This window comes from Microbacterium saccharophilum (assembly GCF_007992455.1).
Taxonomy (GTDB): Bacteria; Actinomycetota; Actinomycetes; order Actinomycetales; family Microbacteriaceae; genus Microbacterium; species Microbacterium saccharophilum.
The window spans coordinates 37,625-62,773 of record NZ_BKAH01000002.1 but is presented as its reverse complement, the minus strand read 5'-3'; the positions used below and the strand labels follow the sequence as shown (position 1 = coordinate 62,773).

The window sequence follows — 25,149 nt, the reverse complement described above, 5'->3', positions numbered from 1 at the left end:
GCGGATGGCGGGGCTGCGCGCGCCCGTCCCGAGACGCGGGCCCTTGACACGGCATCCGATACGTCCATATCGTTTCTCGATAACAACGATTACCGATATGGATGGTGTGGCATGGGCTCTGCCTGGATCTACCTCGTCGCCGTGCCGGTGGTGCTCGTCGTCGCCGGCGTCGTCTTCGTCTTCGCCCGGGCGGCGCTGCGGGCGCGCCGGGCGGACGAGGTCTCCCCCGTCATCACCGTCACCCTTGTCGTCGCGGCGCTCTGGGCCGGGTTCTCCGTCGTCGCGGCGATCGTGACCCTGGCACTCACGCTCGGGAGCCCAGAGGTCGCCATCGCCTTCCCCGTCCGCGAGTTCTGGCCGCAGCTGCCCGACGGGACGACGATCGACGGCCCGACGGCCACACTCGTCTCGGGGGGCTTCACGAGCGTGGGCGGCATGGTCGCGGACCTGAGCCTGGGCGTCCGCGTCTGCTGGGGCATCGGCCAGGCACTGTCGTGGCTCGTGCCGGGCGCGATCGCGGGGCTCCTGGCGGTCGCCTGCTTCCAGCTGCTCGCCGGACGGGCCTTCGCGCCGGTCGTCGCGCGGATGGCAATGGTCACCGCGGTCGTCGTCATGGTCGGAGGCGTCGCGGCGCAGGTGCTCGGCGACATCGCCGGGAGCATGGCCGCGGCCGAGGTCCTGCAGTGGAGCGGTGCCGGCTACGAAGAGGTTGCCGGTATCGAGGACGTCCTGGATGCCTGGTGGCCGAAGCCCGCCTTCGGGATCACGTTCCCGTTCTGGCCGATCGCCGCCGGACTCGGCTTCGCCGCTCTCGCGACGATCCTCCGGCACGGCGCCCGGCTCGAGCGCGACACGGCGGGGCTCGTGTGAGTCCCGCCGACGACGACGAGCTCACCGGCATCCACTGCCGTCTCGATGAGCTGCTCGCCGAGCGGGGCATGACCCTGACGCGCCTGTCCGACCTCGTCGGCGTCTCGGTCGTGAACCTCTCGGTGCTCAAGAACGACCGGGCCCGCGCGATCCGCTACTCGACCCTGTCGGCGATCTGCCGCGCGCTCGACTGCGAGGTCGGCGAGCTGCTCGTGCGCGCGGACTGAGCGGCGCGCCAGGCGCGGGGGCGCAGGAGTTCATCTGCGCCGAAGTGCGGGTGCCGCGCGCTATGACCCACGATTCGGCGCGGGTGAAGACCGGGCCCCGGTTCATCCGCGCCGAAGCGCGGGTCGCGCGCCCTCACACCCGCCACATGGCGCGGCCGAAGCAGGGGCCTCGGGTTCAGCCGCGCCGAAGTGCGGGTGGCGCGGGCCATGACCCACCATTCGGCGCGGGTGACGTTCGGGCCTGCGACGAAGAGGATGTCAGCGCCGGGCCTCGCCCAGCGCGCGCCGCACGCGGGCAACGAACTGCGACGGTTGCACGAAGATGTCCTCGCGGGTGACGCGGATGACGCGCCAGCCCGCCTCGGCAAGGCGCTCGACGCGCTGGATGTCGACCGCCCACTGCCGGGGATCCGTCCGATGATGATCGCCTTCGTACTCCATCGCGAGCTTGTGCCGCGGATAGGCGAGATCGACCTGCGCGAGCCAGGCGCCTGCGTCGAACACGTCGAGGTTCGCGTGCGGCTCGGGCAGCCCGGCATCCACGATGACCAGTCGCATCCACGTCTCCGGGCGCGAGCGCGACCGCGCGATCGCCCGGGGCAGCGCTTCGCGGAGGAGCGCGGCGCCCCGGCGCCGCCCCGCCGTCAGCGCCGCCTCCAGCTGCGGCCTCGTGGCGAGCGCCGGCGGGTCGTCGGTGTGCATCGGCAGCCGCAGTGCGGCATCGGCCGCCGCCACGACGTCTTCGACGCGTGACAACAGGCCGCCGAGCATCGCCCACGTGGATGCCGGCGTCGTCACCGGCAAGCCGAGTGCCGGATGGATGACGGTATGCGCCAGGCAGGGCTTCACGGCATGGCCGATCACCCCGCGCCCGGCGGGCGCGCGATGCGGCGCGAACACACCGACGTCGATGGGCCTCCCCACGACCACGCTCAGCGGCAGGGGGATCGACCAGGCCGCAGCCGCAGCCACGTGCGTGAAGAACTGCGCGGCCGGCATCCGCTCGGCGTACTGTCGCATCCGGTCGAGCAGGAGGAGCTCCGCCGACCGCTCCGGCTCGATATCGCGCGGACTGCGCGTCCGGACGCCATGGTAGGGCCGGAGCAGGTCGAGGGATCGCAGTCGCGACGGGCTGACGCCGGCGGCGAGCGCCGCGGCCGTGGAGAACGATTCGCCGAGATCGACGGGAAGGGAACTGCGCAGCATCCTTCAACGGTGCCGCCGGGATGCCGTTCTCTCCGGCTCTCCACAGCCCCGACACCCGAGTCCGCGCGACTCCCCAGCTGTGCAGAGGGCCACGGGCAGGGTTCACCCGCGCCGAACTGCGGGTGGGCGGCTCACGCACCCGCACTTCGGCGCCCACGAACACTCGGCGCGGATTTCAACCGCGCCGAAGCGCGGGTCGTGGCACCGCACACCCGCACTGTGGCGCGGTCGAACCGGGGCGCACCGCCCGAGGCGCAGCGTCAGCCCACCGGCATCCGTCTCACTGCAGTGCGGACGTCAGACGCGCGAGGTTGTCCAGCACCCGGGAGCGCAGGGGCTGCTGCAGCCATTCATCCAGCGTGAGCTCGCGGCTGAGCGCGCGGTACTGGTCCTCCACGGCCCGCAGCTGCGACACGAACTCCGCCCCACGGGAGAGCATCGTGACCTCGAGGTTGAGACCGAAGGAGCGCATGTCCATGTTGCTCGACCCGATGACGGCGACCTCGTCGTCGATCGACATCGACTTCGAATGCAGGATGTACGGCCGCTTGTACATCCAGATGCGCACACCCGAGCGGAGCAGCGCCTCGTAATAGCTGCGCTGCGCGTGGTAGACCATCGCCTGGTCGCCCTCTTCGGAGACGAACAGCTCGACCGCGACCCCGCGCTGACAGGCGGTCTGGATGGCGAGCAGCAGGCCCTCGTCGGGGACGAAGTAGGGGCTGACCATGATGATCTTCTCGCGTGCGGCGAACAGCAGCGTCATGAAGAGCTTCAGGTTGTTCTGGAATTCGAACCCCGGCCCGGAGGGGATGACCTGGCAGTCGAGCTCACCCGTTCCCGCCTCGACGGAGAACAGGTCGATCTCATCGGTCAGGGTCTCGTCGGTCTCGCTGTACCAGTCCGACAGGAAGACCGCGTTGACGGATGCCACGACGGGGCCGTCGAGTCGCGCCATCATGTCGACCCAGTGCAGGCCGCGCCGCAGGTTCTTCCGCAGGTTGTAGGTCGAGTCGGTGACGTTCTGCGAGCCCATGAACGCCACCCGGCCGTCGACGACGAGGAGCTTGCGGTGGTTGCGCAGGTCGGGGCGCTGGTAGCGCCCCTTGAACGGCTGCACCGGCAGCATGACCCGCCAGTCTGCGCCCATCGCGTCGAGGCGGCGGCGCGTCTCCTTGTACTTCGGCTTGCCGCGGTTGGCCCAGTGGTCGAGCAGCACCCGCACGGCGACGCCCCGCGCGGCGACCTCCTCGAGCGCACGGAAGAAGTTGTCGGTCGCGGCGTCGGCCTGCAGGATGTAGAACTCGACGTGGACATAGCGCCGGGCCTGCCGGATGGCGTCGGCCATCTCGTCGAGGCTCGTCTGGTAGTCGGAGATCAGCCGGGCTCCGTTGTCGCCGGCGAGCGGCAGTGCGCCGAGGTTGCGGTTGAGGCGCACGAGCGCCCGGAACCATTCCGGCGCATTGGGCCGCAGCGTCCCCATGTCGAGTCCGGTGCTGGTCCCCCGGATGTAGTCGTTGATCTGCTGCTGCTTCTTGCGGCGCTTCCGCGGCAGGCGCGGGTTGCCGATGAGCAGGAACAGCAGGATGCCGATGATCGGGATGAAGTAGATCGCGAGCAGCCACGCCATCGCGGCCGTGGGACGGCGGTTCCGCGGAACGATGATGACGGCCAGGATGCGGACGGTGATGTCGAACGCGAGGACGACGAACACCCACCACGTCCAGGTCCAGTCCACGGTGATGCTCAGCACGCCCGATCCCCCGCCTCTCGCCTGCGCTCAGCGTAGCGAGGAGGGCGGTCAGTGAGCGGCGGCGTCACCGGAAGCGGGCCCGAGGCCCCGCTTGGCGCGCTCTTCGGCCTCGATCTGCGCGTACACGCGGCGTTCGGTGCGGTCCATCCGCAGGATCGAGCGGAGCAGGAAGACGAACAGGCCCAGCACGACCACGGTCGGCAGCAGCGACCAGACGACCGCGGCCCAGTACTCACCCATACCTCCATCGTACGCGGCCCTCCCCAGAGCGGATGCCGTGAGCCGGCGCAGCCTGGTGCCCGATGCGCAGCGCCTCCTCCCCACCCCGCGGGGCGGGCGCGGTTCTCCCCGATGCCACCCACGCCGGTCCATACGCTCCCGGCGGCCGCCACCCTCGGGGCATGCCCACCACCGTGAAGGCCGCCGACGCGGCACAGTTCCTCTCTCTCGTTCCGCGCCTGCTGGGCTACACGCCCGCGCGCAGCCTCGTGGTCGTGCCGATGGCGGGCCACCGCAGCGTCGGCGCCATGCGCGTCGACCTCCCGCCCGGCGACGACCTCGACACCGTCGAGCGACTCGCCTCGAGCATCGTCGGCATGGTGTGCCGCATCGGCGGGGCCGAGGCGTTCGTCGCCGTCGCCTACACCGACGAGTCCGCGGCGGTCGGACTCCCGCACGCCCGGCTCATCGACGCACTGGGCCGCCGGGCCGAGGCCGGCGGCCTCGCGTTCGTCGATGCGCTCGTCGTCGCCTGCGACGGCTGGGGGTCGCACCTCGACTCCGATCACCCCCAGGGCGGGCGCCCTCTCTCGGCCTTGGCGACCACGCCGCCCCTCGATCTGCCCGCCGCCGTCGGCGACCAGTCCACCGGCGCCACCCTCCCCCCGCATCGCGCCGCCGAGCGACGCGTCGTCGGCGCGGCGGTGCAGTCGCTGCGGACCTCGCTGGAGGTGCTGTGCGGCATCCCGTCCGACTCCGCGCGGGTCGCGCGGGTCGATCCGGCGGCGCTGGAGGCGGCGTGCGAGCTGGACGATCTGCCGCGCCTGTTCGAGCGCGCGCTGCGGTGGGATGCCGCAGCGCTGCCCCCGATGCGCGCGGCCCTGCTCGCCTGGTGCCTCGCCCGGCCCGCGCTCCGCGACATCGCGCTGGTGCAGTGGGCGACAGACGTCGTCGGCGGGGAGGACGCCCTCGAAGCCCAGCGGCGGTGGGAGGACGGCGCCGATTATCCCGCCGACCTGGCGTCGGTCATGTGGGGCGAGGGGCCGCGGCCCGATCCCGACCGCCTGGAGACGGCCGTCGAGCTGGCCCGGCACATCGCCGCGCTCGCGCCGAAACGGCTGCGGGCGGGCGCCTTGGCGACGTGCGCCTGGCTGTCGTGGGCGCTCGGACGGTCGACGCACGCCGAGCGATACGCCCAGCTGGCGATGGAGATCGAACCCGACCACGGGCTCTCGGACATCGTCCAGTCGTTCGTGACCGCCGGGCACCTGCCGGACTGGGCATTCCGCCGCCCCGCGGGCGGCGCCGTGTGAATGCCCGGGACTACTTGACCAGCGGGAAGAGGATCGTCTCGCGGATGCCGAGACCCGTGATGGCCATCATGAGCCGGTCGATGCCCATGCCCATACCGCCCGTGGGGGGCATGCCGTGCTCGAGGGCCCGGAGGAACTCCTCGTCTACCCGCATCGCCTCGTCGTCGCCGCGGGCGGCGAGCTTCGCCTGCTCGACGAAGCGCTCGCGCTGGATGACGGGGTCGACGAGCTCGGAGTACCCGGTCGCGAGCTCGAAGCCGCGCACGTACAGGTCCCACTTCTCCACGACGCCCGGAATCGTGCGGTGCTCGCGGACGAGCGGGCTCGTGTCCAGCGGAAAGTCCATGACGAACGTGGGGCGCTCGAGGTCGCCCTTCACGAAGTGCTCCCACAGCTCCTCGACGAGCTTGCCGTGCGTCGCGATCTTCTCCGGCACCTCGACGCCGACCTCGGCGGCGAATGCCTGCAGCTCCTCGAACGTGGTCTCCGGGGTGACGGCGCGGCCGGCTGCGGCGGAGAGGGAGTCGTACATCGAGATGCGGTCCCACTCGCCGCCCAGGTCGTAGACGGTCCCGTCGGCCCAGGTGACCTCGGTCGTTCCGGCGATCGCGACCGCCGCGTTCTGGATGAGCTCCTGCGTGAGATCGGCGATGCCGTTGTAGTCGGAGTACGCCTGGTAGGCCTCGAGCATCGCGAACTCCGGGCTGTGCGTCGAGTCGGCGCCCTCATTGCGGAAGTTCCGGTTGATCTCGAAGACCCGGTCGATGCCGCCGACGACGGCGCGCTTGAGGAACAGCTCCGGCGCGATGCGCAGGAAGAGGTCGGCGTCGAACGCGTTGGCGTGGGTCACGAACGGGCGTGCCGCCGCACCGCCGTGCTGCACCTGCAGCATGGGTGTCTCGACCTCGACGAAGTCGTGGCGCGCGAAGGTCGCGCGCAGGCTCGCATTGGCCTTCGCGCGGGCGAGCACGGTCGCGCGGGCCTCGTCGCGGACAATCAGGTCGAGGAAGCGGGAGCGCACACGGCTCTCCTCGCTGAGCTCCGTGTACAGGTTCGGCAACGGCAGGAGCGCCTTGGCCGCGATCGTCCAGTCCGACACCATGATCGACAGCTCGCCGCGGCGGCTGGAGATGACCTGGCCCGTGACGGAGACGTGGTCCCCGAGGTCGACGAGGTCCTTCCAGGCCTGCAGCGACTCCTCGCCCACTTCGGCGAGGGACACCATCGCCTGGATGCGGCTGCCGTCACCGGCCTGCAGCGACGCGAAGCACAGCTTGCCCGTGTTGCGGCTGAAGACGATGCGTCCGGCGACGGATGCCGTCACACCGGTCTCGGCCCCCGCCTCGAGGTCGGCGAAGCGCTCGCGCAGGGCGGCGATCGTGTCGGTGACCGGCACCGCGACCGGGTAGGCGCCGCCGGCGGCGTCGGTGCGCTCCGCGAGGAGACGCTCCCGCTTGGCGAGGCGCACCGCCTTCTGCTCGAAGACGTCCTCTTCGGGCTCGGCGGTCACGGGCGCAGACGCGTCGGTCATGTTCAGGGCTCCTCGGAATCGACCCTTCAGTCTATCGGCGGTACCTCGGGCTCTCCTGCGCCGCCCGCGTCGGTGAGCGCCCGGTCGATCGTGGAGTGCACGAGGGCGGAGAGGTACCGGCCGGGTTCGTCGACGCCCGCCTGCGCGAGGAGGGCCGCGGACTGCCGCACGATGGATGCCGAGAATTCCGTCGCGGTGGCGATGGCCTCGCCGTACGCGGGACGGTCGGACTCGGCGATGACGATCGGCTCGCAGCCGAGTTCGACCGCGAGCGCCTGCGCGATCGGCAGCACCGCGGCCGGCGCGGTCACGGCGGCGTACGCGTCGTGCAGCTGACGCAGGTCGATGCTCGTGCCGGTGAACGCCACGGCCGGGTGGACGGCGAGCGGGATGGCGCCGCGCGCGGCGGCGGGCGCGAGCACATCGATGCCGTACGCCGGGTCGGTGTGCAGGACGAGCTGGCCGACCTGCCACGCCCCGAGCTCAGCCAGTCCTGTCACGAGTCCGGGCAGTTCGTCGTGCGGCACGGCGAGGATGACGAGCTCGCTGCGGCGGACGACGTCATCCGCCGTGAGCGTCGGGACGCCGGGGAGCACGGCCTCGACCCGCTCCGGGTCGGACCCCGCGGTGATGCCGGTCAGCGCGTGCCCGGCACCCGCGAGCGCCGCCGCGAGCACAGGTCCCACGCGGCCGGCGCCGATGACGCCGACGCCGAGGCGTCCCCCGCGGTTCACGGGCTCTCCTCCGCGTCGGCCCCGGGCGCCTCGGCATCCCACCGGTGCGAGCGGTCGCCCGCGGCGGCGGCGACGGCGGCGTCGGCGGTCGCCCGCCAGATGCCCGTCGCATCGCCGACGTCGAGGATGCCGAGGTGCCCGTTGACCTGCCCCACGACGGTGTGCCCCGTGATGTTCGCGAGCGCGAGGCGCCGATCGACGGGGCCCTGGCTGACGCGGATGGACTGCAGGCGCGCGAGCGGGAGGATGACGAGCGCCCGCTGCAGGAAGCCGCGGCGGAGGAACAGCGCGCCCGGGGTCAGCAGGAATCCGTTGCGCCGCCAGGACAGCGGCCGCAGCCACCGGCCGCGCCGCGGGGTCGTCGTGTACGGGTCGTCGCCCGTCGGCCCCCACAGGCCGTGGTCGGCGACGTCCTCCCATCGCGCGTCGAGCGCGGGCAGCATGAGGCCGAGCACCCGCTCCACGTCCGCGCGGGTCCCGACCGGCAGCACCTCGGCGAACTGCAGGCTCTGCGTGTCCGTCGCGGCGCGCCCGGAGAGCCGGTTGACCCGGATGGCCCACCAGCCGAAGCGGCGCCACAGGATGGGCTGCCGGATCTCGACGGCGTGGATGCGGCCGGGCGGCAGCGTCTCGGTGATGGTCGTGAAGAGCCCGAACGTGACGCGCACGCCCGCCGGCGTCGGGGCGATGGAGTAGCGCAGCGACCGCGTGATCTGCCGGAACCAGTACGCGCCGAAGCCGATGATCGTCGGGATGAGCGAGAACAGGATCCACGGGGTGCCGAAGACCGAGCCGAGGATGGCCGCGATCACCATCAGGACCAGCCAGATCGTCGAGCCGGAGAGCAGGTGCGCGACGATGAGCCGCGCCGGCGGGATGTGCACGACGGATGCCGGCTCGGCGACGGGCTCCTCGGCGCCGTCGATGAGCCCGGTGATCCCCGCCCCGACGGTCGCGACGGCGGCACGGCCCAGCGGCATCCCCGCCGCCCCCGGCGCCACGGCGTCGCCGAGCTGCCGGCCCGACGCGAGCCGGAGGATGTCGCCGCGGATCGTCTCGGCGTTACCGGTGGAGAGGTACTCGAGCTTGACGTTCGAGTCCAGGCCCGCCCCGACGACCTCGAGCTTCGCCATCCCGAACAGCCGCGCGACCATCGGCCGCGTGAGGTTCACACCCTGCACCCGGTCCAGGGGCGCCCGCCGGTGGGTGCGGAACAGCACGCCGCTGCGCACCTCGACGTCGTCGCCCGTGATGCGGAAGGTGTGGAAGCGCCACGACATCCAGAAGACCGCGAGCAGCACGACGAGCACGCCGAGGACCACGGCGAGCGCGACGAGGATCAGGTTGTTGGCGACGATGAAGTCGATGGGGTCGCCCTCGTAGTCATCGAACCTCTCCCCGTCCGGCCCCATCGCGGGCAGGAACAGCCCGATCAGCCGGTCGCGGAGGTTGGTGACGACGATGCCGGTGAGCACCAGGATGAAGAGCCCCCCGCGCATCACGGGGGTGAGCGGGTGCAGCCGGTGCCACTCGCCGTCGCTGAGCGGCGAGCGCACCCGCGCAGGCGGGGGCGCCGCGGCGCCCGCCCCGGCGTGCGCTGGTGGGGGCGCGGCCTGGGCCGCCGGGTCGGTGGGGAAGGTCACAGTCCGGTCCGGCGGGTCTCGGCGACGTCGATGAGGGTATCGCGCAGACGCTCGGCGGCCGTCTGGCTGAGCCCCGGGATGGTCACGCCGGTGGATGCCGCGGCGGTCACGAGCTTGAGCTGGGCGATGCCGAAGCCGCGGTCCAGAGGGCCGTGCGTGATGTCGACGAGCTGCATCCGGCCGTACGGGACGGCGACCATCCGCTGCCACAGGATGCCGCGGCGGAAGACGAGGTCGTCGGCGCGCAGCTGGTAGCCGATCGACCGCGCCTGACGCGGGAGGACGGCGAGGGTGAGCCCGATGACCACCAGCGCGATGCCGGCGGGGATCCACACCCAGGCCTGGTCGAGGGCGAAGAACAGCACGAGCGCGACCGCGAGGATGAGCGCCAGGACGACGCCGTTGGAGATGAACTGCACGACGAGGTACTTGGGGGACACCTGGTGCCACGTCCCGTCGCCGAGCGGCAGCCGGTTCGCGCTGCGGGGCTCCACGATGCGCCGGAAGGTTCCGGCATCCATCACCTCGTCGGCACCCGTGTGGGCGGGCGCCGGGTCGGCACCCGCCTCAGTCGTGGTGGGAGAGTCCGAAGCCGGGCTCGTCGGGTCCGGGCTGTTCGTCATCGTCGTCCTTCCGAATGATGCAGAGGTGTTCGGCGACGAGGCCGGCCGCCACGAGGACGACACCGCCGACGACGGCGGCCACCACCGCACCCGTCGAGCCTAACGAGGGCGTGACCGGTCGGGTGAGCAGGAAGGCGAGGAGGCCGAGCGCCACCCCGGCGACGAACGCGCCGACGATGCTCGACGCCTTCGCGAGCATCGCGATGCGGACGGCGCGGAAGGGATCGACCGGCGCCGTGCCCGAGCCGGTGATCGCGCGACGGATGGGCAGCGCGAGGACCACGATGATGACGCCGAGCAGCACGAGGAGCACGGGCAGCATGAGCGACGGGGTGAACGTCGGCCGCCCGCCGGCGGTCAGCAGCTGGTCGGCGACGAACCCGACGACCGCGCCGACGAGGGCGGCGGTCAGGAGGAGGCTCGCTCCGGTCCGCTTCACCCGTCGCCTCCCGATCGCAGCGCGGCCAGCAGGTCCGCGACGCGTCCGACGCCGGGGAGCTCGGCGTCGGGGTCGATCCGCAGCCAGGGCTCCAGGACGAAGTGGCGCTCCGCGGCGCGCGGGTGCGGCAGGGTCAGCTCCGGTGCGTCGCTGCGCACATCGCCGTAGGCGACGAGGTCGAGGTCGAGCGTGCGATCGCCCCACCGTTCGCGGCGCTCCCGCCCGTGGTGCAGTTCGATGGCGTGCAGGTAGGCCAGCAGCACGGACGGCGCGAGCCGCGTCTCCAGCAGGGCGACGGTGTTGAGATAGGCGGGGGCCGAGGTGTCCGGCCCGTCGAGCGTGACGGCGACGGATTCGATGGGCTCCGCGGATGCCGCCACGTCGGTCAGCGGCAGCCGACCGAGGTTGGCGAGGGCCGCGACGATCGTCTTCGCGCGATCGCCCAGGTTCGCGCCGAGCGCGACCACGGCGCGGACGGGCGTCCCGGCGGCCGGCGGCGGCGGGTCGCCCGGGCCCTGTGCCAGGCGGCGGCTCATGATGCGCCCCGTTCCCGCTCGATCGTCACAGAGACGTCGCCGAACGGCACGGCGATCGGCGCACTCGGCTTGTGGATCGTGACGGCGACGGTCTCCACGAGCGGATGCCGCAGCGCGGCGTCGGCGATCCGCTCGGCGACCGTCTCGATGAGGTCGACCGGGTCGCCGGAGAGGATCGCGGCGACCTCTTCGGCGAACTCGCCGTAGTGCACGGTGTCGGCGACGTCGTCGCTCGCCGCGGCGGCCCGCAGCGACATGCCCAGCACGACGTCGGCGATGAATTCCTGGCCGTCGCGGCGCTCCGCGTCGTACACCCCGTGGTGTCCCGTCGCGCGGATGCCGGTCAGCGTGATGCGGTCGGTCATCCGCGTCCCTCCCATTCGTCGCGCACCGCGAGGGCGATGCGGGTGGCCGCCACGTCGTGCACGCGGACGCCCCACGCCCCGGCCTGCGCGGCCAGGACGCTCGTCACGGCGGTCGCGAGATCCTTGGCCTGCTCGGTCGCATCGTCGCCGGTCGCGACCGCGAGCATGCGCTTCCGGCTCGTCCCGACCAGCACCCGGAACCCGAGCCCCACGAGGCGCGGCAGGTCGCGGGCGAGCACCCAGTTGTCGGCGGGCTGCTTGCCGAAGCCGAATCCGGGGTCGAGGATGATCCGCTCCGCCGGGATGCCGGCATCCGTCGCCGCCTGCACCCGCTGCTGGAGTTCGCCGATGACCTCCGCTGCGATGTCGGCGTAGTGTGCCGGCTCGTACATGGCAGCGGAGTGGCCGCGCCAGTGCTGCAGGATGATGTCGGCGTCGGTGCCGGCGACGGCCGCGAGCATGTCGGGGTCGGCGAGACCGCCGGAGACGTCGTTGACGATGCGGGCCCCCGCGGCCACCGCCGCGACCGCGGTCGCCGCGTTCATCGTGTCGACGCTGAGCATCGCGCCGGCCGCGGCGAGCCGGGCGATGACGGGGAGGACCCGCTCCTGTTCGACGGACGCGTCCACGCGCGGGGCGCCCGGGCGGGTCGACTCGCCCCCGATGTCGAGGATGTCGGCGCCGTCGACGCGGAGCGCTTCGCCGTGCGCGACGGCGTCGTCCTCCCGGAGATGCCGGCCGCCGTCGCTGAACGAGTCGGGGGTCACGTTGACGACCCCCATGACGAGCGTCATGCGGCGCCCCCGGCGAGGAGCGCGATGACCTCGGCGCGGGCGGCGGGCTCGGCCAGCTCACCACGAGCGGCGATCGTGACCGTGGAGGCGTCGGGCTGCCGGCCACCGCGCATCGTCACGCATTCGTGCACGGCGTCCAGGATGACGAGGACACCACGGGTGTCGAGGGACGCGGCGATGACGTCGGCGATCTGCTCGCCGAGCCGCTCCTGCACCTGGGGCCGGGCGGAGAGCACGTCCACGACGCGGGGCAGCGCGCCGAGCCCGACCACCTGCTCGCCGGGCAGGTACGCGATGTGCGCGTGGCCGGCGAAGGGCAGGAGGTGGTGCTCGCACACCGAGCGGAACCGCACATCGCGGAGCATCACGGCCCCGGACGGCAGGGTGTCGGGCGCGGGCCCGCGGGTCACCGAGATGGTGTGCGCGAGCGGAGCCGCGGCATCCTCGCCGACACCGGCGAAGAACTCCGCGTACGCGTCGGCGACGCGCTGCGGGGTGAGCTTCAGTCCGGGACGATCCGGGTCTTCCCCGATCGCCTCGAGCAGTTCGCGCACCAGAGCGGCGACGCGGTCACGGTCGACGGCCACGACCCGAGCCTAGGCGGTCGCGGGGCGCGCCTGTCCCGTCGCGCGGAGCGCGGGGGCCTTCTGCGTGGCGGTCTGCTCCGCCGCTTCGGTCGCAGCGGCGAGCCCGGCCTCGTCCTGGCGCTGCGGCACGTCGATCGGCGGCAGCGTGGAGACGGGACGCTCGGCGCTGGAGAGCCACTGCGGGCGCGGCGGGAGCTTCTTCACGTCCTTGAACATGGCCTCGAGCTCGAGGTGGTCGAGGGTCTCGTTCTCCAGCAGGGCGAGGGCGAGCTTGTCGAGGATGTCGCGGTTGGCGTTGATGACCTCGTAGGCCTCGTTGTGCGCCTGCTCGATGAGCTCGCGCACCTGACCGTCGACGCGCTCGGCGATGCGCTCGCTGAAGTCCCGGCCGTGGCCCATGTCACGGCCCATGAAGACCTCGCCGGAGGCGGAGCCGAGCTTGACGGGGCCGACGTCGGTGGTCATGCCGTACTCGGTGACCATCTTGCGGGCGATGCCGGTGGCCTTCTCGATGTCGTTGGAGGCGCCGGTGGTCGGGTCGTGGAAGACGATCTCCTCGGCGACACGGCCGCCCATCGCGTAGGTGAGCTGATCCTGGAGTTCGTTGCGGGTGATCGAGTACTTGTCGTCGATCGGCAGCACCATCGTGTAGCCGAGGGCTTTGCCGCGCGGGAGGATCGTGACCTTCGTGACCGGATCGGTGTGGTTCATCGCCGCCGCGGCGAGCGCGTGCCCACCCTCGTGGTAGGCGGTGATCAGCTTCTCCTTGTCGCGCATGACACGCGTGCGGCGCTGCGGACCCGCGATGACCCGGTCGATCGCCTCGTCGAGGGCGCGCATGTCGATGAGCTGCGCGTTCGAGCGCGCCGTGAGCAGCGCGGCCTCGTTGAGGACGTTGGCGAGGTCGGCGCCGGTGAAGCCCGGGGTCTTCCGCGCGATGACGTTGAGGTCCACCGACGGGGAGAGGGGCTTGCCGCGGCCGTGCACCTCGAGGATGCGCTGACGGCCCTTCAGGTCGGGCGCGTCCACGCCGATCTGGCGGTCGAAGCGACCGGGGCGCAGCAGCGCCGGGTCGAGGATGTCGGGACGGTTCGTCGCGGCGATGACGATGACGTTGACCTTCGGGTCGAAGCCGTCCATCTCGACGAGCATCTGGTTGAGCGTCTGCTCGCGCTCGTCGTGCCCGCCGCCCATGCCGGCGCCGCGGTGACGGCCGACGGCGTCGATCTCGTCGATGAAGATGATGGCCGGGGAGTTCTCCTTGGCCTGGTTGAACAGGTCGCGGACGCGGCTCGCGCCGACGCCGACGAACATCTCGACGAAGTCCGAACCGGAGATCGAGTAGAACGGCACGCCGGCCTCGCCGGCGACGGCGCGGGCGAGGAGGGTCTTGCCGGTTCCGGGAGGGCCGTACAGCAGCACGCCCTTCGGGATGCGGGCGCCCACGGCCTGGAAGCGTGCCGGGTCCTTCAGGAAGTCCTTGATCTCCTGCATCTCCTCGATGGCCTCGTCGGCGCCGGCGACGTCGGCGAAGGTGACGGTGGGGGTCTCCTTGTTGACGAGCTTCGCGCGGGACTTCCCGAACTGCATGACCTTGTTGCCGCCGCCCTGCGCGGAGGACAGCAGGAACCAGAACAGCAGGCCCAGGAGGATCAGCGGGAGCAGGAGGGAGAGCAGCCCGTCGAACCAGGTGGCCCGCGGGACGACGTCGTTGAAGCCCTCCTTCGGGTCGGCGGCGTCGACGGCGGCGACGATCTCGTCGGCGCGGGGCTCGACGTAGTAGAACTGCACCTGCGTGGCGCCCTCGAACGGCTTGGACAGGGTCATGTCCACCCGCTGGTCGCCGTCGGTGGTGGTCACCTCGGTGACGGTGCCGCCCTCGAGCAGCTCGAGTCCCTGTTGCGTCGTGACCTGCTTGGCGCCGGTGAGGCTCGAGATCAGCGTCATGCCGATCAGGAGGAGGACGCCGATGAGCAACACGTAGACGAACGGGTTGCGCGAGAGCTTCTTGAAGTCCATGGTCCGAAAAGGCTACCGCGCAGCATCTATGCGGCGACTGTGCATTCGCCCACGGCGTACCGGGCGCTCAGCTGTAGACGTGCGGCGCGAGCACCGCGACATCCCGGAGGTTGCGGAACCGCTCCGCGTAGTCCAGGCCGTAGCCGACGACGAACTCGTTCGGGATGTCGAAGCCGACGTAGCGGCAGTCGATGACGACCTTCGCGGCATCCGGCTTGCGCAGCAGCGCGAGCACCTCGATCGACTCCGCGCCTCGGGACTGGAAGTTCTCCAGCAGCCAGCTGAGCGTCAGACCCGAGTCGATGATGTCCTCCACGATGAGGACGTGCTTGCCGTGCAGGTCGGTGTCGAGGTCCTTGCGGATCTGCACGACCCCGGAGGACTTCGTCCCCGCGCCGTAGGACGACACCGCCATCCAGTCCATCGTGATGTCGCGCTGCAGGTGACGGGCGAAGTCGGCCATCACCATGACGGCGCCCTTCAGCACGCCGACCAGGAGCAGATCCTTGCCCTCGTACTCGGCATCCACGCGCTGCGCGAGCTCGAGGAGCTTCTTCTGGATCTCCTCCTCGGTGACGAGAACGGTGGAGAGCTGGTCAGCGATGTCGGCCGCGCGCATGCTCCGAGTCTAGGCACTCGCGTCCGGGCGCCGAGACGCTAGCGAGGCGAGCACCTCCCCCGCAAGGGGAGGCGGATCGGATGGCGGCGGGCCTAGGCTGACCCGCGACGGGCAACGCCGCCCGTTCACGACACGGGAGGAAGCCCTCATGGCCGGACTCGATGACATCCTCGGCATGCTGCCGATCGACCAGGTGGCCGCGAAGCTCGGGGTCGACCCCGCGACCGCGGCGCAGGCGGTGCAGGAAGGCGGCGGCGCGATCCTCGGCGGTCTGCAGCGCAACGCCGCCACCCCGGAGGGCGCCTCCGCGATCGACGCGGCGCTCGCGAAGCACTCCGGACTCGGCGACTCCGTCGACCTCGACCAGGTCGACACGGCCGACGGCGAGAAGATCCTCGGACATGTCTTCGGCGGCCAGAAGGACCAGGTCGCGCAGACGCTGACCTCCGAGCCGCAGACGGCCGGCATCGACTTCGGGAAGCTGCTGCCGATGCTCGCCCCGATCATCCTCGGGCTCCTTGCGAAGAAGAAGCAGACCGGCGGGGCCGCGCAGGAATCCTCCGGCGGCATCGGCGACCTCATCGGCGGCCTGCTCGGCGGCGGGTCCGGCGGCGGCCAGAAGGCCGGCGGGATCGACATCGGCGGCCTGCTCGGCGGCCTGTTCGGCGGGAAGCGCTAGACGATCGCGTTCCCGGATGCCGTGAACACGATGCGCGCTCCGCTGCGGGTCGCGCGGCATCCGGGCAGATCGATCGGGCCCTGACCCGACCAGTGGGTCGCGAGCCGGGCAACCTCGAGGGTCTGGGAGCGCGTCAGGCTCGCGCCGAACTCGCTCGCCACGACGTGCCGGATGATGCGGTGCCGGAGCGCGGGCGGGTTCGCGGCGAGCGCGGGAACCGAGACGGCGATGCCCGCCTCGGCGGGCTCCACGATGTCCTCGATGGTCTCCTCGATCATCTCGGCGAACGCGTCGGCATCCTCGCGCAGCTGCTCCGCCGTGCGGGCGAGGGCTTCCGCGACGCCCGGACCCAGCTCGGTCTCCAGGAGCGGCAGGACATCGTGCCGCGCCCGGACGCGGAGGAAGCGCCGGTCGAGGTTGTGCGGGTCCTCCCACGGCTCGAGGCCCTCCGCCGCGCACGCCGCGCGCGTCGTCGCGCGCCGGACGGCCAGCAGGGGACGGAGCCAGACGACGCCGTCGTCGTCCCGCGCCGCGGCCATGCCGGCGAGACTGGCGGCGCCGGAGCCGCGTGCGAGGCCCAGCAGCACCGTCTCGGCCTGGTCGTCGAGCGTGTGACCGAGCAGGATGGCGGCGGCCCCGGCGTCGTCGGCAGCGCTGCGCAGGGCCGCGCGGCGCGCGTCCCGGGCCGCGGCCTCGGGGCCACCGTCCCCGCCGACCTCGACACGCACGATGCGGGCGGGGAGCCCCAGGGCTTCCGCGGCCTGCGCGGCGCGGTCGGCGACGCCGGCCGACCCGGCCTGCAGCCCGTGGTCGACGACGACAGCCGAGGCGGTGCGCCCGGCCTTCGGCGCCTCGAACGCGACGGCGGCGGCGAGCGCGAGGGAGTCGGGCCCGCCGGACAGCCCGACGATCACGGGGCCGTCGATCTCCGCGAGGGCGGCGCGCACCGCGCGGCGGATCTCGGCGACGGCGGGATCGAGGCTCGGACGGTGCTCCACGAGGCCACGGTACCGCCGGGGGGTGTCGTAACTCCGCCTCTGCGGTCGTAGCGCTGCCCACGGCGGCCGCAAGGGTCGATCCGGGCGGAGTTACGGCCCGGACGGCCGCCGACTAGGCTGGTGCGCGGCATTCCGCACTTCCGAAGGAGAACCACATGGGCGCCTACGACGCCGTCATCGAGATCCCGCGCGGCAGCCGCGTGAAGTACGAGGTCGACCACGGCACGGGCCGCGTCTTCCTCGACCGCGTGCTGTTCACGCCGATGGGCTACCCCGCCAACTACGGCTTCTTCGAGGACACCCTCGGCGAGGACGGCGACCCGCTGGACGTCCTGCTGCTCCTGGACCGCGACCTGTACCCGGGCGTCATGGCCAAGGTCCGCCCCGTCGGCGTCCTGAAGATGCTCGACGAGGCCGGCGGCGACGACAAGGTCGTCGCGGTGCTCGCGAAGGACCCCCGCTGGGCGCACATCCAGGATGTCGGCGACCTCGACGAGTGGACGAAGGGCGAGATCAACCACTTCTTCGAGCACTACAAGGATCTCGAGCCCGGCAAGTGGGTCAAGGTCGACCAGTGGGGCGACGCCGCCGAGGCGGAGCGTCTCGTGTCCGAGGCGTTCGACCGCTTCCAGGAGCACGACGCGCAGACCGCGACGCAGGGCGAGGGCCACGCGCCGAAGACCCTCTGAGACCCCTCAGCACACGAGAAGAGCGGATGCCACGGCATCCGCTCTTCTGCGTTCGGGGGTCGCCGCCCGGCGTCAGACGGAGATGCCGCGGGCGCGGAGGAAGGACGCGGGGTCGATCCGTTCGCCGCCGCTGTATACCTCGAAGTGCAGGTGGCATCCGGTGGAGGCGCCGGTGTTGCCGACGTACGCGATGACCTGACCGGCCGAGACGCGCTGGCCGTACGAGACGTTGAACCCGCCGGGCTTGATGTGCGCGTACCCGGTGACGATGCCGCCGCCGTGGTCGACCTTGACGAAGTTGCCCCAGCTGCCGCTCAGCCCGGCGAAGACGACGGTTCCCGACGCCGCGGCGTAGATGGGCGCACTGCAGCCGGGCGCGAAGTCGATGCCGCGGTGTCCGCTGGACGTGCAGTGCCCGTTGGCACAGATCGTGCCGCGGGCGCCGAACCACGAACTGATCCACCCGGCCGCGGGACGGACCCACCCGGAGCTCTGGACCTCGCCGGCGGGACTGCCGCCGCCGCCACCACCGCCGCCACCGCCGCCGTTGTTGCCGGCATTGGCGGCCGCGGCCGCCGCGGCTTCGCGCCGACGGCGCTCCTCCTCCTCGGCGGCCTTGCGTGCCGCCTCCTCGCGGGCGCGGCGCTCGCGTTCCTCGCGGGCCTTGCGCTCCGCTTCGACACCCGCCTGGTAATCGGCGATCGTCTTGGCGGTGGTGTCCTTCAGTGCGGCGAGCTGCGCCTGCAGGGTGTCGAGGTGCTCGGTCTGCGCGTCCAGTGCGGCTTGCGCGGCGATCGCGGCGTTCTGCGCGGCGACCATCTTCTGCTCGGCGTCGCGCTGCAGCCGGTCGCGTTCGTCACGGGCGACGGAGGCCTGATCACTGAGGCTCTGCGCGTTGTCGCGCGCTGCCATCGCGGCCGCGTAGACGTTCTTGTTCGCGGCGAGGAGCTGGTCCATCGTCCCGAGACGTGCGAGCAGGTCGTCGGCGCTCGCGGCGGAGTCGGAGAAGAACAGCTGGAGCGAGGTGTCGTCGCCGCCGGTGCGGTACTGCTGTGCCGCCAGGCGACCGAGCTTGCCGGCGGCCTCAGCTGCGCGGCGCTCCTCCGCATCGGCCTGCTCCTGCAGGGAGCGGGCGCGGTCCGCGGCTTCTTCGAACGCCTGCTGCGCCAGGTCGTACTCGTAGCCGAGCCGCTCGGCGATGGCCTGCTTGTCCGCGACGTCGCGCTGCAGCTGGGAGATCAGTCCCTCGATGCGGCTGACCTCGGATGCCTTGCTGGTCTCGTTGGCCTTGGCGCGCTGAACGTCGTCCCATGACGGGTAGGACGCGGCCCACGCGGGGGATGCCAGAAGAAGGCCGGCGCCGGCGATCCCGGCGACACCCAGGCCGATGGCGCCGCGGCGCGACAGGGGACTGCGGAAGGCACGCCATTCCTTCGGCGTGGGAGCGCAACCGCATTCCTCAGCAGATTCCGAGGTTTCAGACCGCACGGAACCACCTCTCGTCATCGGGCAACAGCTTTCACATTAGCAACAGCTGTCACACGAGCCCAGTGTTTCCCAGAGCCATCTTCTCGCCGAAGGAGGTGCAGCGCACCCACATCCTCACCCGGACAGCCCCTCGAGAGCGGCTGCCGCGCCCGCGATTTCCGATTCGGCGAGGGATTGCGTATGCTTGAGCGTCGGTAAGCGTGAGCCTCCGGGTTCGCTCGGCCCCATCGTTTAGCGGCCTAGGACGCCGCCCTTTCACGGCGGTAGCACGGGTTCGAATCCCGTTGGGGTCACCCTTTCCACACAACTGAATAAGCATGGCCCTGTAGCGCAGTTGGTTAGCGTGCCGCCCTGTCACGGCGGAGGTCGCGGGTTCAAGTCCCGTCAGGGTCGCTTCGAGCGACGGGCCCTTTTCATCGAGAAGGGCCCTTCGTCTCGGGAGTGACATTCTTCGGATGCCGCTCGGCTCTGTAGCTCAGTTGGTAGAGCGCACGACTGAAAATCGTGAGGTCACGGGATCGACGCCCGTCGGAGCCACTGAAACCCTCGGGAGGCTTCTACTCCCGGGGGTTTCTTCATGCCCGCGGTCAGGCGCGGTTTCTCGTGTCCACCTCACCCGCGACGCCGCGTGCCGGGGCGGCGGAAGAACGACTGCTGCACGATGCGCGCGATCGCGATCAGGGCGATGCCGCCAGCGGCAACCCAGAGGAGCAGGACCATCGCCTCCGGCCGCGGCAGGACGAGCTCGAAGAACCGAATGGCGACGGGGACGCTCAGGGCGAGGAAGAACCCCAGCACCATCGCGGCGAGGATTGCGAACTTCGTCCAGGTGAGCGGCAGCGAGATGAGCGCGAGAACCCACAGGCCGAGGATGCCGAGCAGGATCACCGACCCCGTGCGGATCTCCTCGATCGGGACGTCCCACCCGTCCCCGGCGATGCGCGAGTAGGCCGTGAGCGCGAGCGCGATCACCGTGCCTGCGGGAATCGCGAAGCTCAGCGTGCGGCGGAGGAAGCCCGGCAGGTAACGCTGGACATTGGGGAGGAGGGCGAGGAAGAACGCGGGGATGCCGATCGTCAGCCCGTCGGTGACGGACAGCTGCCGCGGGAGGAACGGGATCTGCATCAGCATGAGTCCGAAGAGGATCGCGAGGCCCGTGGCGTAGGCGGTCTTGGTGAGGAAGACCACGGACACGCGCTCGATGTTGGCGATGACGCGTCGCCCCTCGGCGACGACCGTCGGCAGGTGCGAGAAGCGACCGTCGAGCAGCACGAGACGCGCAACCGCCTTGGTCGCGGCGGAGCCGGAGTTCATGGCGATGCCGATGTCGGCCTGCTTGATCGCGAGAGCATGATTGACGCCGTCACCGGTCATCGCGACGATATGGTCACGCTGCTGCAGCGCGATGACCATGTCCTTCTTCTGCTCCGGCGCGACCCGCCCGAAGACGGTGTGCCGTTCGAGCGCATCGCCGAGCGCGACGGCGTCGCCCGGCAGCGTGCGAGCATCGATGCCCTCGGGAACCGCGAGTCCGAGCTGTCGCGCGATCGCCGCCACGGTGTTCGGGTCGTCCCCCGAGATGATCTTGACGTCGACGCCCTGGTCGGCGAAGTAGCCGAGCGTCTGGGCCGCATCGGGGCGCAGCCGCTCCGACAACGTCACGATCGCGACGGGATCGAGCCCTTCCGGGAGCGCCTCGGTCTTCTCGGAGACGGCATCCAGCTCATGTGCGGAGTGGGCGATGAGCAGCGTTCGCCGTCCCGTCGAGGCGAGTTCGGCGACGATGTCCTCCAGCGATCCGAGTCCGCCGGCCGCGCTCGCTCCGGCCCACGGCACGGAGCGGTCTCCGGCATCCGGGAAGATCATGGTCGGCGCGCCGAGCACCCACGTGCCGTCGTGGGAGCCCGTGAAGGAGACGGCAGTCCACTTGCGCCGGGAGGAGAACGCGATCTGCCGCGCCGGCGTCAGCGGCGTCGACACCGCGAAACCGCCTGCGAGGCTCCGCGCCGTCGCGTTGGCCTCCGGTGCCGCGCCGAACCAGGCCAGGACATCCCGCCATCCCGACGCCCCGCGTTCGTCGAGCGGGTACTCGGCATCGAACGCGATGTCGCCGAGGGTCAGCGTGCCCGTCTTGTCGAGGCAGACCACGTCCACGCACGCGAGCCCTTCGACCGCCGGCAGCTCCTGCACGAGCACCATCTCCCGGGCGAGGCGCGCGGCGCCGATCGCGAACGCGATGCTCGTGAGCAGCACGAGCCCGAGCGGGATCATGGCGATGATGACGGCGATCGAGTCGACGGCGGCCTGATTCCACGACCCGTCCGCGAACGCCTTCCGCCAGCCCCCCCGCACCTGCACCGGGGCGTTGGTCACCAGCACGGCGACCGGCCCGATACCCCACGCCACCCACCTCAGGACGCGGTTGACGCTCTCCTTGAGCTCGGAGCGCATCATCGAGAACTTCTTCGCCTCGGCGGCGAACCGATTGGCATACGAGTCGGCGCCGACCCTCGTGACGACCGCCGCTCCATGCCCCGAGACGACGACCGAGCCGCTCAGCAGCTCGTCGTCGGGCTGCTTGTCGACCGGGTCGGACTCCCCCGTGAGCATGGACTCGTCCACCTGGAGGCCTTGCCCCTGCAGCGTGCGGGCATCGGCGGCGACCTGATCCCCGGCCCGCAGGACGAGGATGTCGTCGAGCACCACCTGCGAGGGCGCGATCTCGGACTCTGCGCCGGCCCGGCGGACACACGACCGCGGCGCGTTGAGCAGCGCCAGTCTGTCGAGCGCCCGCTTGGCGCGGATCTCCTGATACGACCCGATCAGCGTGTTGCCGATCGCCGCGAAACCGAACAGGGCGTCCTGCCACCGACCCAGCACCAGGAGCCCGGCGAAGCACGCGAACACAATGCCGTTGAACAGGGTGAAGACGTTCGAGCGGACGATCGACCCCCACGAGCGGCTCGTGGGCACGGTGAAGTCGTTCGTCCGGCCGTCGGCGACCCGCCGCGGGACCTCGGCGGGCGTCAGGCCGGCCGGTACCGGAGGCGCGGGAGCGGCCGTGGGGTCCATGCCGACACCTTAGGCCCCGCAAGATACCCGGGCGGGTATCCTGGTGCGGTACCGAACGAACCGGAGCGAGGATCCCCATGAACAGCATCGAAGCAGCGGTGTCCGATGCCGACCGCGCAGCAGACATGGCGGCCCAGCAGCGCAAGATCGTGAACCGCCTGCGCCGCGCCGAGGGCCAGCTCAGCGCGGTCATCAGGGCGGTCGAGGCCGGAGCTGAGTGCCGCGACGTCGTCACCCAGCTCTCGGCGGTCTCGAAAGCGCTCGATCGGGCCGGTTACGCGATCGTGGCGTCGGCGATGCGCACCTGCCTGGCCGACCCCGAAGACCAGTCGATGACGCCCGAAGAGCTCGAGAAGCTCTTCCTGACGCTGGCCTGAACCCTCGGCGCGCGCCTGCCGTCAGCGTGCGAACAGGCGGGCGAAGAACCCGTTGGACGGTTCGTGCGCGTGGCCTTCGCAGCGCTGGGATTTCGGGACACCGCGCATGACCTGGTCGACGTGCTGGCCGCATCCGGACCAGGTCGTCTTTCCGCACTTCTTGCACGTGACGGCGTAGCACATGGGCTTTTCTCCTCTTGATGAGTGGTCAGGCGAGCATGAGGAAGAGCTTCTCGAGCTCTTCCGTGGTCGGGTCGGCATCGCTGCGCTCACCCTCGGGGGTGGCGAGACATTCCTTCATCGCGGTCGAGACGACCGCGAAGCCGGCGCGGTTGAGCGCGGTGGAGACGGCCGCGAGCTGGGTGACGACGTCACGGCAGGACCCGGAATCGTCGACCGCGGCGATCACCGCATCCAGCTGCCCGCGCGCTCGGCGCAGCCTGTTCGAGATGAGCCGCTGCGCGTCAGCCACCCTGCACCACCGCTTCGGTCGCGAGCATGTGCGCCGCCCGCGCGCCCAGCGTGGCGCGCAACGTGAGCATGCCCCCCGACAGGGATGCGGAGTCCATGCCCGACTGGGCGAGCAGCCGGTGGGCGATGGCCGAGCGAACGCCCGACGCGCACATCACCCGCACCGGACGCCCCTCGGCACGCTCACGCACCTCGTCGATGCGCTCACGCAGCTCGGTGTGCGGGATGTGGAGCGCGCCCGGCAGGTGTCCCGTCACCCACTCGTCACGGCGCCGGACGTCCAGGACCAGCGCGGTGTCGAGGACCTCGTCGAGATCCTGCGCGTACCAGAGGTCGAGCGTTCCGTTCAGGACGTTCTCGCCGACCATGCCCGTCAGGTTCACGGCATCCTTCGCCTGCCCGTAGGGCGGCGAGTAGGCGAGATCCAGGTCGATGAGCTCGTCGACGGTGAGGCCGCTGCGGATGGCGGTCGCCAGGACATCGATCCGCTTGTCGACGCCTTCGGTGCCGACCGCCTGCGCGCCGAGGATCCGACCGGTGCCGGGGGCGACGTGCACGATCAGATGGATCTGGCTGGCCCCCGGGAAGTACCCGGCGTGCTGGTTCGCGTGCAGGTGCAGTGTCCGGTAGGTGACGCCGGAGGCATCGAGCGTCGCACGGTTCGCCCCCGTGAGCGCGGCGGTGAGCGACCCGACGCGCACGATGGCCGTCCCGACGGGCTGCGGGATCTCCCGCGCGGTGCCCGGCCGGACGATGTCGTCGGCGACGAGCCTGCCGGCCCGGTTGGCGGGGCCCGCCAAGGCGACGGGGCGTCGCGTGCCGGTGATCGGGTCGACGCTGAGCGTCGCGTCGCCGACCGCCCAGATGCCGGGGATGCTGGTGCGGCCGTGGCTGTCGACGATCATCGCGCCCCGTTCGCAGGCGACGCCGGCTTCTTCGAAGACCGCCGTGTCGGGACGGACCCCGACGGACATGACGATGAGATCCGCCGCGAGCTCCGAGCCGTCGGCGAGGACGACCGTGTCGGCATCCGGACCGTGCTGGATGGCGGTGGCGGCGACGCCGACGTGCAGATCGATCCCGAGTGCGCGCAGCTCTTCGGAGACCAGCCATGCCAGTTCCGGCTCCACGGGCGGCAGGGGCTGCGGCGCCAGTTCGACCACCGAGACCTCGAGCCCCTGCGCCGCGAGCGCTTCCGCGGCTTCGACGCCGATGAATCCCGCCCCGAGGACGACCGCCCGACGGGCTCCGCCGGTGACCTTGTCCCGCAGCGCGATGGCGTCCTCGACCGAGCGCAGCGTTCGCACACGCGGCGAGTCGACGCCGGGGATGGGCGGCACGAAAGCGGACGCTCCGGGCGAGAGCACGAGCGCGTCATAGCTGATCTGCTCAAGGCCGTCGTCGGTGCGGACGGTGACGGTGCGGGCGTCCGCGTCGACCGCGATGACGTCGTTGCGTGGACGGACATCCAGCGCGAGCGCACTGCGCAACGATTCCGGCGTCTGGACCAGCAGTGCGCGCTCGTCGGTGATCTCACCGCCGACGAAGTAGGGGAGGCCGCAGTTCGCGAAGGACACGTGGGCGCCCCGTTCGAGGACGACGATCTCGGCGGATTCGTCGAGGCGCCGGGCTCGCGCCGCGCAGCTCATCCCGCCGGCGACACCACCGACGATCACGATCCTCATCGCACGTGCCCCGCGCAGCGCTGCTCTTCCGGAACGCCCGAGAGCGCTTCCTCCACATGCTGACCGCAACCGGCCCACGTCGCTTTCCCGCACACATCGCACGTCACTCGACTGCACATGATCTCGCCCCTTCTGATCGGCTCGGCATCAGACTAACATACCCCCGGGGGTATCTTTCCCCGAGCTCGCACGATCGCAGGCACGCGTCTCGA

At 71.3% G+C, this 25,149-nt stretch carries 27 protein-coding genes and 3 tRNA genes; 9 read left to right on the top strand and 21 right to left on the bottom strand.

Going from position 1 to position 25,149, the window contains the following annotated elements:
• The first annotated feature begins 111 nt into the window (after positions 1-111).
• Both MSA03_RS02365 and MSA03_RS02360 read left to right on the top strand, forming a co-directional pair.
• The gene (locus MSA03_RS02365) at positions 112-870 is read left to right on the top strand and encodes a hypothetical protein (protein ID WP_147049513.1); all 759 of its coding nucleotides are present in this window, start codon (positions 112-114) and stop codon (positions 868-870) included.
• A complete protein-coding gene (locus MSA03_RS02360; RefSeq protein ID WP_028496631.1) occupies positions 867-1,097 on the top strand; it encodes a helix-turn-helix domain-containing protein in 231 nt (76 codons plus the stop codon). Before MSA03_RS02365 ends, MSA03_RS02360 begins: the two co-directional genes overlap by 4 nt.
• A gap of 258 nt (positions 1,098-1,355) precedes the next feature.
• On the opposite strand, the gene MSA03_RS02355 is transcribed toward MSA03_RS02360, so the two are convergent.
• From MSA03_RS02355 to MSA03_RS02345, 3 genes are all read right to left on the bottom strand, one after another.
• On the bottom strand, positions 1,356-2,303 hold the full coding sequence (locus MSA03_RS02355; RefSeq protein WP_147049512.1) for an endonuclease domain-containing protein: 948 nt from the start codon (positions 2,301-2,303) through the stop codon (positions 1,356-1,358).
• Between the two features lie 280 nt (positions 2,304-2,583).
• Positions 2,584-4,056 (bottom strand): cardiolipin synthase, encoded by a 1,473-nt coding sequence (gene cls, locus MSA03_RS02350; protein WP_147049511.1) that lies wholly within the window; start codon positions 4,054-4,056, stop codon positions 2,584-2,586.
• A 48-nt stretch (positions 4,057-4,104) separates the two neighbouring features.
• Positions 4,105-4,296 carry a hypothetical protein gene (locus MSA03_RS02345; protein WP_147049510.1) on the bottom strand — a complete coding sequence of 64 codons (192 nt, stop codon included), beginning with the start codon at positions 4,294-4,296 and terminating at the stop codon, positions 4,105-4,107.
• 161 nt (positions 4,297-4,457) lie between these two features.
• Here MSA03_RS02345 and MSA03_RS02340 point away from each other — a divergent pair, with 161 nt between their 5' ends.
• The gene (locus tag MSA03_RS02340) at positions 4,458-5,588 is read left to right on the top strand and encodes a DUF4192 family protein (protein WP_147049509.1); all 1,131 of its coding nucleotides are present in this window, start codon (positions 4,458-4,460) and stop codon (positions 5,586-5,588) included.
• A gap of 10 nt (positions 5,589-5,598) precedes the next feature.
• Here the strand turns inward: MSA03_RS02340 and lysS are convergent, their stop codons facing one another.
• The 11 genes from lysS to hpt all read right to left on the bottom strand — a co-directional run bounded on the left by lysS (position 5,599) and on the right by hpt (position 15,478).
• On the bottom strand, positions 5,599-7,119 hold the full coding sequence (gene lysS, locus MSA03_RS02335; protein WP_147049508.1) for a lysine--tRNA ligase: 1,521 nt from the start codon (positions 7,117-7,119) through the stop codon (positions 5,599-5,601).
• A gap of 26 nt (positions 7,120-7,145) precedes the next feature.
• The gene (locus MSA03_RS02330; RefSeq protein WP_147049507.1) at positions 7,146-7,853 is read right to left on the bottom strand and encodes a DUF2520 domain-containing protein; all 708 of its coding nucleotides are present in this window, start codon (positions 7,851-7,853) and stop codon (positions 7,146-7,148) included.
• Entirely contained in the window at positions 7,850-9,409 is a 1,560-nt protein-coding gene (locus MSA03_RS02325) for a PH domain-containing protein (RefSeq protein ID WP_307725221.1), read from the bottom strand. Before MSA03_RS02325 ends, MSA03_RS02330 begins: the two co-directional genes overlap by 4 nt.
• 83 nt (positions 9,410-9,492) lie before the next feature.
• Entirely contained in the window at positions 9,493-10,119 is a 627-nt protein-coding gene (locus MSA03_RS02320; protein ID WP_028496639.1) for a PH domain-containing protein, read from the bottom strand.
• A complete protein-coding gene (locus MSA03_RS02315; RefSeq protein WP_028496640.1) occupies positions 10,064-10,558 on the bottom strand; it encodes a DUF3180 domain-containing protein in 495 nt (164 codons plus the stop codon). The genes MSA03_RS02320 and MSA03_RS02315 overlap by 56 nt, the downstream gene beginning before the upstream one ends.
• Positions 10,555-11,094 carry a 2-amino-4-hydroxy-6-hydroxymethyldihydropteridine diphosphokinase gene (folK, locus tag MSA03_RS02310; protein WP_028496641.1) on the bottom strand — a complete coding sequence of 180 codons (540 nt, stop codon included), beginning with the start codon at positions 11,092-11,094 and terminating at the stop codon, positions 10,555-10,557. Before folK ends, MSA03_RS02315 begins: the two co-directional genes overlap by 4 nt.
• On the bottom strand, positions 11,091-11,459 hold the full coding sequence (folB, locus tag MSA03_RS02305) for a dihydroneopterin aldolase (protein WP_028496642.1): 369 nt from the start codon (positions 11,457-11,459) through the stop codon (positions 11,091-11,093). The genes folK and folB overlap by 4 nt, the downstream gene beginning before the upstream one ends.
• The gene (folP, locus tag MSA03_RS02300) at positions 11,456-12,253 is read right to left on the bottom strand and encodes a dihydropteroate synthase (RefSeq protein WP_147049506.1); all 798 of its coding nucleotides are present in this window, start codon (positions 12,251-12,253) and stop codon (positions 11,456-11,458) included. Before folP ends, folB begins: the two co-directional genes overlap by 4 nt.
• The gene (folE, locus tag MSA03_RS02295) at positions 12,250-12,840 is read right to left on the bottom strand and encodes a GTP cyclohydrolase I (RefSeq protein ID WP_147049505.1); all 591 of its coding nucleotides are present in this window, start codon (positions 12,838-12,840) and stop codon (positions 12,250-12,252) included. Before folE ends, folP begins: the two co-directional genes overlap by 4 nt.
• Before the next feature lie 9 nt (positions 12,841-12,849).
• Positions 12,850-14,859: an ATP-dependent zinc metalloprotease FtsH gene (ftsH, locus tag MSA03_RS02290; RefSeq protein WP_147049504.1), complete on the bottom strand. Its 2,010-nt coding sequence runs from the start codon at positions 14,857-14,859 to the stop codon at positions 12,850-12,852.
• Between the two features lie 67 nt (positions 14,860-14,926).
• Positions 14,927-15,478 (bottom strand): hypoxanthine phosphoribosyltransferase, encoded by a 552-nt coding sequence (gene hpt / locus MSA03_RS02285; RefSeq protein WP_028496646.1) that lies wholly within the window; start codon positions 15,476-15,478, stop codon positions 14,927-14,929.
• A gap of 148 nt (positions 15,479-15,626) precedes the next feature.
• Between hpt and MSA03_RS02280 the strand changes: the two genes are divergently transcribed.
• On the top strand, positions 15,627-16,157 hold the full coding sequence (locus MSA03_RS02280) for a DUF937 domain-containing protein (RefSeq protein WP_028496647.1): 531 nt from the start codon (positions 15,627-15,629) through the stop codon (positions 16,155-16,157).
• Here MSA03_RS02280 and tilS read toward each other — a convergent pair.
• Positions 16,154-17,155: a tRNA lysidine(34) synthetase TilS gene (tilS, locus tag MSA03_RS02275; RefSeq protein WP_147049503.1), complete on the bottom strand. Its 1,002-nt coding sequence runs from the start codon at positions 17,153-17,155 to the stop codon at positions 16,154-16,156. The genes MSA03_RS02280 and tilS overlap by 4 nt on opposite strands.
• A 155-nt stretch (positions 17,156-17,310) precedes the next feature.
• Here tilS and MSA03_RS02270 point away from each other — a divergent pair, with 155 nt between their 5' ends.
• Positions 17,311-17,844 (top strand): inorganic diphosphatase, encoded by a 534-nt coding sequence (locus tag MSA03_RS02270; RefSeq protein ID WP_028496649.1) that lies wholly within the window; start codon positions 17,311-17,313, stop codon positions 17,842-17,844.
• 72 nt (positions 17,845-17,916) lie between these two features.
• On the opposite strand, the gene MSA03_RS02265 is transcribed toward MSA03_RS02270, so the two are convergent.
• Positions 17,917-19,332: a M23 family metallopeptidase gene (locus MSA03_RS02265; RefSeq protein WP_244946287.1), complete on the bottom strand. Its 1,416-nt coding sequence runs from the start codon at positions 19,330-19,332 to the stop codon at positions 17,917-17,919.
• Between the two features lie 220 nt (positions 19,333-19,552).
• Between MSA03_RS02265 and MSA03_RS02260 the strand changes: the two genes are divergently transcribed.
• The 3 genes from MSA03_RS02260 (at position 19,553) to MSA03_RS02250 (ending at position 19,869) form a co-directional block, all read left to right on the top strand.
• Positions 19,553-19,625: transfer RNA gene (locus tag MSA03_RS02260), tRNA-Glu, on the top strand.
• 26 nt (positions 19,626-19,651) lie between these two features.
• Positions 19,652-19,725, top strand: a tRNA-Asp gene (locus MSA03_RS02255).
• Positions 19,726-19,796: 71 nt separating this feature from the next.
• A tRNA-Phe gene (locus MSA03_RS02250) sits at positions 19,797-19,869 on the top strand.
• Positions 19,870-19,944: 75 nt separating this feature from the next.
• On the opposite strand, the gene MSA03_RS02245 is transcribed toward MSA03_RS02250, so the two are convergent.
• Positions 19,945-22,404 carry an HAD-IC family P-type ATPase gene (locus MSA03_RS02245; RefSeq protein WP_147049501.1) on the bottom strand — a complete coding sequence of 820 codons (2,460 nt, stop codon included), beginning with the start codon at positions 22,402-22,404 and terminating at the stop codon, positions 19,945-19,947.
• A 77-nt stretch (positions 22,405-22,481) separates the two neighbouring features.
• Here MSA03_RS02245 and MSA03_RS02240 point away from each other — a divergent pair, with 77 nt between their 5' ends.
• Complete coding sequence (locus MSA03_RS02240) at positions 22,482-22,781, top strand: metal-sensitive transcriptional regulator (RefSeq protein ID WP_147049500.1); 300 nt, start codon at positions 22,482-22,484, stop codon at positions 22,779-22,781.
• A 21-nt stretch (positions 22,782-22,802) separates the two neighbouring features.
• Here MSA03_RS02240 and MSA03_RS02235 read toward each other — a convergent pair whose 3' ends face one another.
• The 4 genes from MSA03_RS02235 to MSA03_RS14710 are packed head-to-tail and all read right to left on the bottom strand — an operon-like array spanning position 22,803 to position 25,056.
• Entirely contained in the window at positions 22,803-22,964 is a 162-nt protein-coding gene (locus MSA03_RS02235; protein ID WP_147049499.1) for a DUF8730 family Cys-rich protein, read from the bottom strand.
• A 25-nt stretch (positions 22,965-22,989) separates the two neighbouring features.
• Complete coding sequence (locus MSA03_RS02230; protein ID WP_147049498.1) at positions 22,990-23,253, bottom strand: metal-sensitive transcriptional regulator; 264 nt, start codon at positions 23,251-23,253, stop codon at positions 22,990-22,992.
• Complete coding sequence (locus MSA03_RS02225) at positions 23,246-24,937, bottom strand: FAD-dependent oxidoreductase (protein WP_147049497.1); 1,692 nt, start codon at positions 24,935-24,937, stop codon at positions 23,246-23,248. The genes MSA03_RS02230 and MSA03_RS02225 overlap by 8 nt, the downstream gene beginning before the upstream one ends.
• Positions 24,934-25,056 (bottom strand): DUF8730 family Cys-rich protein, encoded by a 123-nt coding sequence (locus MSA03_RS14710; protein WP_503826265.1) that lies wholly within the window; start codon positions 25,054-25,056, stop codon positions 24,934-24,936. Before MSA03_RS14710 ends, MSA03_RS02225 begins: the two co-directional genes overlap by 4 nt.
• Positions 25,057-25,149: the final 93 nt, after the last annotated feature.